Source organism: Paenibacillus validus NBRC 15382, assembly GCF_004000985.1.
GTDB lineage: Bacteria > Bacillota > Bacilli > Paenibacillales > NBRC-103111 > Paenibacillus_G > Paenibacillus_G validus.
This window is the reverse complement of the sequence record NZ_BIMH01000088.1, coordinates 1-8060: the sequence shown is the minus strand read 5'-3', so window position 1 is coordinate 8060 and position 8060 is coordinate 1. Positions and strand designations below refer to the sequence as shown.

At 44.1% G+C, this 8060-nt stretch carries 11 protein-coding genes; 4 read left to right on the top strand and 7 right to left on the bottom strand.

Annotated elements, in window-relative coordinates; genetic code table 11:
- Nucleotides 1–193: 193 nt before the first annotated feature.
- Nucleotides 194–667 (bottom strand): hypothetical protein, encoded by a 474-nt coding sequence (locus PVA01S_RS25705; RefSeq protein ID WP_023556420.1) that lies wholly within the window; start codon nucleotides 665–667, stop codon nucleotides 194–196.
- A gap of 715 nt (nucleotides 668–1382) precedes the next feature.
- Nucleotides 1383–1586, bottom strand: a complete 204-nt coding sequence (locus PVA01S_RS25700) for a hypothetical protein (RefSeq protein WP_023559066.1) — start codon at nucleotides 1584–1586, stop codon at nucleotides 1383–1385.
- A 237-nt stretch (nucleotides 1587–1823) separates the two neighbouring features.
- Here PVA01S_RS25700 and PVA01S_RS26920 point away from each other — a divergent pair, with 237 nt between their 5' ends.
- Nucleotides 1824–1997, top strand: coding sequence for a hypothetical protein (locus PVA01S_RS26920; RefSeq protein WP_153784608.1), 174 nt, complete (start codon nucleotides 1824–1826; stop codon nucleotides 1995–1997).
- Between the two features lie 174 nt (nucleotides 1998–2171).
- On the opposite strand, the gene spoVAE is transcribed toward PVA01S_RS26920, so the two are convergent.
- The 4 genes from spoVAE to PVA01S_RS25680 are packed head-to-tail and all read right to left on the bottom strand — an operon-like array spanning nucleotide 2172 to nucleotide 4924.
- Entirely contained in the window at nucleotides 2172–2522 is a 351-nt protein-coding gene (spoVAE, locus tag PVA01S_RS25695; protein WP_005832063.1) for a stage V sporulation protein AE, read from the bottom strand.
- Complete coding sequence (gene spoVAD, locus PVA01S_RS25690) at nucleotides 2519–3538, bottom strand: stage V sporulation protein AD (RefSeq protein WP_007784321.1); 1020 nt, start codon at nucleotides 3536–3538, stop codon at nucleotides 2519–2521. The genes spoVAE and spoVAD overlap by 4 nt, the downstream gene beginning before the upstream one ends.
- Nucleotide 3539: 1 nt before the next feature.
- Nucleotides 3540–4019 carry a stage V sporulation protein AC gene (gene spoVAC, locus PVA01S_RS25685; RefSeq protein ID WP_005832062.1) on the bottom strand — a complete coding sequence of 160 codons (480 nt, stop codon included), beginning with the start codon at nucleotides 4017–4019 and terminating at the stop codon, nucleotides 3540–3542.
- A 44-nt stretch (nucleotides 4020–4063) separates the two neighbouring features.
- On the bottom strand, nucleotides 4064–4924 hold the full coding sequence (locus PVA01S_RS25680; RefSeq protein ID WP_127610693.1) for a DUF421 domain-containing protein: 861 nt from the start codon (nucleotides 4922–4924) through the stop codon (nucleotides 4064–4066).
- A gap of 210 nt (nucleotides 4925–5134) precedes the next feature.
- On the opposite strand from PVA01S_RS25680, the gene PVA01S_RS25675 reads away from it, so the two are divergent.
- The 3 genes from PVA01S_RS25675 to PVA01S_RS27810 all read left to right on the top strand — a co-directional run bounded on the left by PVA01S_RS25675 (nucleotide 5135) and on the right by PVA01S_RS27810 (nucleotide 6423).
- A complete protein-coding gene (locus PVA01S_RS25675; RefSeq protein ID WP_007781230.1) occupies nucleotides 5135–5341 on the top strand; it encodes a DUF1657 domain-containing protein in 207 nt (68 codons plus the stop codon).
- 529 nt (nucleotides 5342–5870) lie between these two features.
- Nucleotides 5871–6275 carry a phospholipase D-like domain-containing protein gene (locus PVA01S_RS27445; RefSeq protein ID WP_244933052.1) on the top strand — a complete coding sequence of 135 codons (405 nt, stop codon included), beginning with the start codon at nucleotides 5871–5873 and terminating at the stop codon, nucleotides 6273–6275.
- On the top strand, nucleotides 6169–6423 hold the full coding sequence (locus tag PVA01S_RS27810; RefSeq protein WP_371264636.1) for a DUF421 domain-containing protein: 255 nt from the start codon (nucleotides 6169–6171) through the stop codon (nucleotides 6421–6423). The genes PVA01S_RS27445 and PVA01S_RS27810 overlap by 107 nt, the downstream gene beginning before the upstream one ends.
- Nucleotides 6424–6639: 216 nt before the next feature.
- Here PVA01S_RS27810 and PVA01S_RS25665 read toward each other — a convergent pair whose 3' ends face one another.
- Nucleotides 6640–7683 carry a YkvI family membrane protein gene (locus tag PVA01S_RS25665; RefSeq protein ID WP_023559061.1) on the bottom strand — a complete coding sequence of 348 codons (1044 nt, stop codon included), beginning with the start codon at nucleotides 7681–7683 and terminating at the stop codon, nucleotides 6640–6642.
- Between the last annotated feature and the right edge of the window lie 377 nt (nucleotides 7684–8060).

Here is an 8060-nt window from a genome sequence, read left to right as displayed (position 1 = left end):
AAAACTACTCCAAACCACCATTGCCGCGTAAACAGTACGTGAGTGCGCCAAATGTCAGTCATGTTGCGGTGTGCTTCAACAATCAATTGATAGGCTTGTTCGATTGCATGATGAATCTGATTTTCGTCCACTGATATGCCACCCCTTTCCGTTATCCGCTTACCGATCATTTTTCATCCGATATGTGCCTGTTTTATATACGCGAGTTTCCATACAGTATATTCGACGTTACAAATACGCCGACCGGCGGCAGCGAAGTTGAAGGCGGTTGCGGTGGGATATAGCCGCTATACCCCGCCAAGCTTATATCAGTTGTCGCTACCCAGGTTCCATATTCGCCCGCCTGTAAAGAAGAGGGTAGCATCCGCAGACGTCCGGTGAGAACCAAATGCCGAAGTTGAATCTTGACATCGTCATAGATGGTTAATTGGCCGGAGTAGGCGGCGTAGGGGGAATGAAACATGATCTGCTGCGTGCTTTCATTCCAACTTCCTTCAATCGGAATCGGCGTTCCGCGAAATTGGATGGTGCCTTGAATTTGCTGGTCCTGCAAAACACGCATCACTAGTTTGCCCCACACAACCGGTCTTCCGGCGACAGATGCATGAACTCCCCATATGGAAAAGGGAGGTAAACTCTTAGTACTTGTTTGAGCCGCAACGGACATGATTCATCACTCCTCAAAGTTAGATCACGTCATTATATGCGTCCTCGGCAAAAATGCCAGTCACTGGGCAAGAATTCTTTGCAGATAACCGAACATGATCAAGTAAAAGAAGATGGACTTTCTCTTATACTGGTTGTTTCTTAATGCAGACAGGTTTCGAACAAAATTGTTTCAACCCATCCCAGTTGCCCCAGATGCAATTTTTACATCGATTTGGTTGTCTTGGGGCAGAGGTAGTCCAGTTTTTAATGCTTGTACTGAATGTTGGTAACATGCAGGCATCCACCTTTCCAAATTTATGCAAACAGCATTTAAGTTGTCCAGAAACGAATCATCCTATGCAGTTATCCGCATCGTGAAAGTCCGCTTGGATTTGATCCCATCTACCCTTGTCCCCTGCATACAAATATCAAAGGCCGGAGCAACCCATTTTGGGCAACAGCCGGCCATTTGGTCCTATTTCGCAGGCATTCTACCGATGGCTCGAATCGCAAACATTTTTCACACACCGATTCTCCCAGTTGTTGCAGAAGTCCTCATATACTTGCTCTACGCCACAGTCGGATAGCATGTGCCTGGCCAAAAAGTCATACCAGAACTGGTCAAAAGACAAGGGCATCCGGGTTCCATATTGGGAACGAAGGGTTACATAGCGGTCCCAGATTTTGATTCGGAATGCGGCCAATTCATCACATCGCTCCATGTCGGTTCGCCTTTAAGCGGCGCTGGTGTCGCTGGATATTTCTGACGTTTTCGCTTTTTCTTCGGAGAGCTTTTGAAATTGTTTCGCCCTTTCCAGATGAAAGGTACGTAATTGTTCGTGATACTGAGCCATTTTCATGTGCCAATCGTACATTTGCCTGACATAAGCGGCCTGGTCATGCGTATACATGGGCATTGCCTGTTTGATAAACTGCATTTGAAAACATTCCTCCTTGGGTTAGGTAAAGTTGAACTTACAGCATTATTCTATGGCAGGCGCATAGAAGCGACAACGGCATCCGCCCGGTTTCCGGTCATTTTATCGGGTTGGTTGTCTATATGCAGGCGGAAACACAGCCTTTTGGGGACCTGACTCCTATGATGCATAAAGGATATGAAAATCGGAATAATATCAGTTGCATATTCTGAAAATGGCGAATGAAAAGGAGAAAGTATGGAAAAAAGCGAACTTAAATCACAATTTAAACAGCGAATCAAAACGACAAGTAACAAATCTCCAATAATCTTGGATGGAAAGGCAAGTGAAAATGTTCCAACCGAGCCGAGTTTAATGGAGCGAACCAAAGAAGTGATGGAGAATATAGGAACCGAAATAAATAGCGTCTGACAGTATATGGCTTTTATAGCTTGGTCAACGTAACCTTTGAGATTATCGATGGGGACATTCCGTACAGATTGGAACAAGTAAATGTTTCTCATAATTAAAACCGGCCGGTTAGGGATCGCCCTGACCGACCGTTACAGTGTATTTTAGCCAACGAAATTCGGATTGGGCCCCGTATTATCCTTTGGGTTTTACGAACAATGCAGCGAGAAACGAAAAAATAATCGCTGCGGATATTCCGGCACTGGTCACTTCGAAAATTCCGGTGATGATCCCAATCCAGCCATTGCTCTTTAGTTCTTGAAGCGCACCATGGACAAGCGCGTTACCAAAGCTTGTAATCGGGACCGATGCTCCTGCCCCGGCAAATTCAATCAGCGGATCATACCATCCAATTCCGTCGACAATCGCGCCCAATACAACAAGCAGGGTCATGGTGTGGGCCGGTGTAAGTTTCAAGACATCAAAACAAAATTGTCCGAAAACACAGATTGCACCTCCCACCAAAAAAGCCCAAAGAAAAATCATAATATCTCCCTCCCTGCCTCTATGGATACGGCATGAGCGATACAAGGAATGCTTTCCCCTTGTTGAAATGAAATCGGGGATAGCAGCGCCCCCGTAGCGACAACGAGGATTCGTTTCAGTTCACCTCTTCGCATCCGATTTAGCAAATGTCCATAGGTAACAACTGCCGAACAACCGCAGCCGCTTGCTCCGGCTTGAACCATTTGGGTTTCATAATCGTAAATCATCATCCCGCAATCGGAATATTCGGTTTGTTCGATGGGAAAGTTATGTTTCTTAAACAATTTACAGGCGATTTCATATCCGACTTTCGCAAGATCGCCGGTAACGATCAAATCGTAATAACCCGGTTCAATTCCCAAATCTCGAACATGCGCCTCAATGGTGTCTACCGCTGCAGGAGCCATCGCTGCGCCCATATTAAACGGATCTTTAATGCCCATATCGATAACCCGGCCAATGGTGGCAGATGTAACAACCGGTCCGTCACCTTCCATGGATACGATGGCAGCACCGGCCCCGGTTACCGTATATTGGGCGGTTGGCGGTTTTTGCGAACCGTACTCGGTCGGATATCGGAACTGTTTCTCCGCACCGGAATCATGGCTGCATGTCCCCGCCAATACAAATTTCGCCGAACCGGAATTTACAAGGTTAGCTGCTAATGCCAGACTTTCCATCGAGGTTGAACAAGCGCCAAACACACCGAGGTAAGGGATCGATAATGTTCGCGCGGCAAAACTGCTGCTAATGATTTGATTCATCAAATCCCCTCCTATGTAAAACTGGACTTGTTCCTTTGTCAACCCCGCATTTTCAATAGCCAGTTTTGCCGCTTCTTCAATCAATGCCTTTTCTGCTTTCTCCCAGCTCTTTTGTCCCATCATGGATTCTCCATGGACAATGTCAAAATCTTTGGCCAGCGGGCCTCTTCCTTCAAATGGACCCACTACCGTTGCTGTTGATCGGATGAACGGCTTGTTCTCAAATAGCCAACTCTGGTGTCCCTTTAACATATTAAGAGCCTCCCCCGCCTTTGATCAGCAAATGTACAATTCCTACCGCAAAGGCGGCGACTGTACCAAATACAATAACCGGTCCAGCCAGTTTAAACATTTTACCGCCAACACCGAGCACCATACCTTCACTCTGATGTTCAATCGCAGCGGATGCCATCGAATTCGCAAATCCCGTCACAGGCACTGCGGAACCCGCACCAGCCCATTGGGCAAACTTATCGTACACCCCCATGCTGGTCAGAATGACAGAAAGGAGTATCATAACCGCCACGGTAGGGTCTCCAGCTTTTTTCTCATCAAAGCCGCCCCAATGCACAAACATTTCCTGGATGGCTTGTCCAACCAAACAAATGGCCCCGCCAGCTATAAACGCACGAATGAAGTTTTTGAGTATGGGCCTCGGAGGTTCGACGCTTTGCGCCAATTCTTTATATTCCTGTTGTACCCGCGTTAAATTTTTCTTTATATTATTTGCCATGAACATCCTCCTCGAATTTCAGCTGACGTATAATTGGCGAATTGTTAACGAATCAACAATGGTTTAACTTCATCAATAATCTTTTCTAACGCTTTTGAACATTGCTCGTACATCTGCTTTGTATTTTGTTCTTTGGTAGATAAGCCAAACATTTCGAGATCCGCTTCACACTTTTTCAATGTTGCAAGCAACGCGGCTTTTTTCTGGGGTTCCGGTACTTTGATCTGATCATCAAATAAATCAACGTATAGCTGGCCATAGGAATCCACCTGTCCAAGAAATACGTTATCAATCGAAACACCTAATTTCTCCAGTTCCGTATCCAGCCATTTCCTGTTTAGACCTATCGTGGCAAGCGGTTCGTCCATTATTTTTCCATCCATAATGACCGATTGAGGTTCTTGTTCTGGCCCGACATTTATTCCCAGGTGTTTAGGCGTTAACGGTTGATTTTCCTTGGTTAAAAGAACGCTAACGTCACCGCTTGACTCCATGATGGCGAATTCAACATCGGCAGCTTTGAACACATTCTTTATTCGAAGCTGTTCCATAAGTTCATCCGTGGTAATCCTTTCTTTTTTTAGGTTATCCTCCATGATCTTGCCGTCCTTAATGAGCACTGTTGCTTTGCCGTCGAATAGGTCTCTTGCCGTTTTGCTTTTCAGCTGTAAAAATTCAATCCCTAAAGAAACAACGGTCCAAACAGTCATCGAAACCAAGCCCAGATACCAATTGGACTCCAGATCCAACGAAACGTAAGCTGCAAGGCTGCCGATCGTGATGCCGGTGATATACTCAAACAATGAAAGCTGTGATACCTGTCGTTTACCCAATATCTTCGTTAGGACAAAAAGAACCCCCATAGCCAATAACGTTCGCAAAGCGATTTCTACCCAATCCGGCATAATATTACCATTCCTTTCCAATCACATTAATCGACAAAGGTTAATATGTCCCTATTCCATTATTTTCATGCATTTCCATCTGAAAATTTTTCTAACGTATGCTTTTGTTGCGAGACGGAAATAATAATTTCGGTATTGGGAGAATGCAAGCATCTATTCCTATTACCCGTGAAACATTATCCTATCCTAAGGTAAAGGAGGTGACATTCCGTGACAGTTGCTTCTCAAGTGAAAACGTGCGTAGCATCTTTAAAAAGTGCTCAGGCGAGTCTGGAACAATTTGCTTTGGAAACACAAAATCAAGAAGCAAAATCGCTCTTTACGAATGCGGCCCAACAAACACAACAAATCGTGCAGCAAGTAGAAAGCCGCGTACAACAGTTGGAAAATGAAGAGCCTCAATATAAGGGGTTTTAAGAAAAACAGACAAACCATGAATATTGAGGACATGGCTTGTCTGTTTTCATCGGTGAACAGATTAGAAAAGAGATCAAACCCTACAAGTTGAGTAGGGTTTGATCTCTTTTCGCCACTATTCTATTGTTTAGACAGCTAACCTTGGATAAACCTAAACACTGCCGCCCCCATCGCCACTGCTAAAGCTGACAGTATCCAAGTTCCCCCTAGGCCCAACGCACGCCCATGGCTACGGCCGCCAAATGATGAAGGTTGGAATTGAATGCCGATCTTTTTTCCCCATTCGCTTCCCTTGGGCGCTGTCCTATTGGAGTTGCCGAAATCATTGTAAGATTGTTGTATTCGATGGTCAGGAAGCTTTTACTGGAGGCATCAATATCGGGGATGAATATACCGGATTAAAGTCGAATGTCGGCTTTGACGCGACACCCATATTCGAATAGTGGGTTAACCTTCAAACGAACTGCAAGCAGTCTTCGACGCCCATTGGAATATCGCGCCTTACTTTGTGCCAGATGCAGACATTATTATGGCGATTAAAGCAGCTTTGGTTCGCGGTGTCCGAGTGCGCTTAGTTACCCGCCACGTGGTATCGATCATCGTTGGAGCTGCAAGTCGGACCTACTATGGAGAACTTTTGGAAGCCGGGGTTCATATCTACCTCTACAATAAAGGCGTGTTGCATGCGAAGTTAATGATCATTGACGGAGAAATTGCCGAGACAGGCTCCTCAAATGTTGATTTAAGAAGCTACCGTCTGAATTATGAAGTGTGCGAAGTTGTGTACAGTTCTGAAGTAGCACGAAAACTGGCGGAACAATTCGAGCATGATCTTGCGGACTCCATTCCCTTACGGATGGAAGTCCCGCCTCAACGCACGCATTTGCAGCGGATTCTCGATCAAACGGCGTGCTTGCTTTCACCAATCATTTGATGAAAGAGGAAATGAAAAGTTGTTTCTTCAATTCTCAATTGAGTTCTTGCTAGGTTTTGTAGGATTGTCCATCATTACAAAGATGTTAGGGAAAAACCAATTTAGTCAAGTAACACCGTTTGACTTCATTTCAGCTATTTTTAGGTGAAGTCGTTGGAAATACTCTATATGACATGCAACTGTCTACCCTATGCTGTATTCTTTATTCTTATGGAGGTCATTTATGTTAGCTATTAAGACGGCAGGCCAAAAGTTTTGGAAATAAGAAGTTGGATCGATGGAACCCTGTGCCTTAATTCCGATAGTAGCATAATTACCCAATAGTTGGATTTCGTGCCGAATCAACTTATAAAAATATGGAGACTTAGTCCCTGGGCATCCGTTGAACTGCTAAAAAAATAAGAAGTATCAAACCCATATACCCAAATAGCGGATAAAGATAAGTAAGTAAGGAGGTGAAACCGGCTTGACTAATCAAAAAACTAGCAAGTAATATGCCAAGAACCAACCAACTTTTAGGAAGATTATAAAGACTTTGGATTTGACGAGAAATTCCGAATACATTGCCTATCAATGTGGTGAATATTTCTCCATAGATTACGAGCAAAAACAATACATGAAAATACCGCCCGAAATCTCGAATAATCTCGGCCATCGGAATATCGTATTGAAGAATCTCGGGCATCTTTGAGCTCATTGCAAAATGGCTGACAAGAAGCATAAAACCAAGACCAATGCCTCCCCAAAACCCTCCCCATTTTAATGCGCTTTCGTCATCCACCTCACTCCCCAGAGGAACCATAACGGCTAGAATAAAAGCAAAATTCAATCCTGCATACACAAACGGACTCACGAACCACTTCAAATTGTACAGTTGTTGGTTCTGCCAACCGACTATATCAAAAATATTGTCTATTCTGACAACCTTTACGACAAGGAGAATAGTGAAAAAAAGCATCATGGGAACAACTAACGAGTTTACGAACATAATTCCGCTGATTTCCTTCGTCATCACCAGATAACACAAAACGATGCTGATGATAATACCCAGTTGATAGGGTAGACGGAGTTGTTCTTCGAAAATGGTACCGGTTCCTGAAAGCATCACGGCCGTTACCCCAAATAGAATAATTAAAGTCAAGGCATTTGCGACTTTGCCGAAAATCTTGCCAAACAGATAAACATTAAACTCCTGATATGAAAATGCTTTGATATGGTGAGCTAGAATCATCATTTTAGTGCCGATCCACACAAAAAGAAAGGTGCTGCATAAAATGCCTAATACCCCATAGGCTCCGTATACCGTGAAAAACTGCATAATCGACTGTCCTGAAGCAAATCCGGCTCCCACCACGGTTCCCGAATATGTTGCGGCGATTTGTATTATCATACTTGTATTTTTCTTCATATTTCACCCATGTCCTGGTATAGTATAGAATCATTAAATTCTATGCTTAAAAAAAATGCTTATTCCAAAAGGAACTCGTTGTCAGCCGTTATGACGAGAATCGATAGTGGTCCGGTAGATCATCAATTAACAAACTTGAGTCTTTAACAATGACATGGTAAATATGCAGCTCATGAATCTGGGCATGATTTTTGGAATCGGTAAACTTATGGTTTTGGCCTTTATTTATCTACCGAGGATGAATCTGTGCAATCAACGCCCCGCTTGGCGATGCTCGAAGCCAGCAGATATAGCCCCACATAGATAGGAAACGAATATGTATGTTTCCAGTGAACGGGGTGGTATAAATCGGCCATTTGTGAGACCGGCTCGGCCAC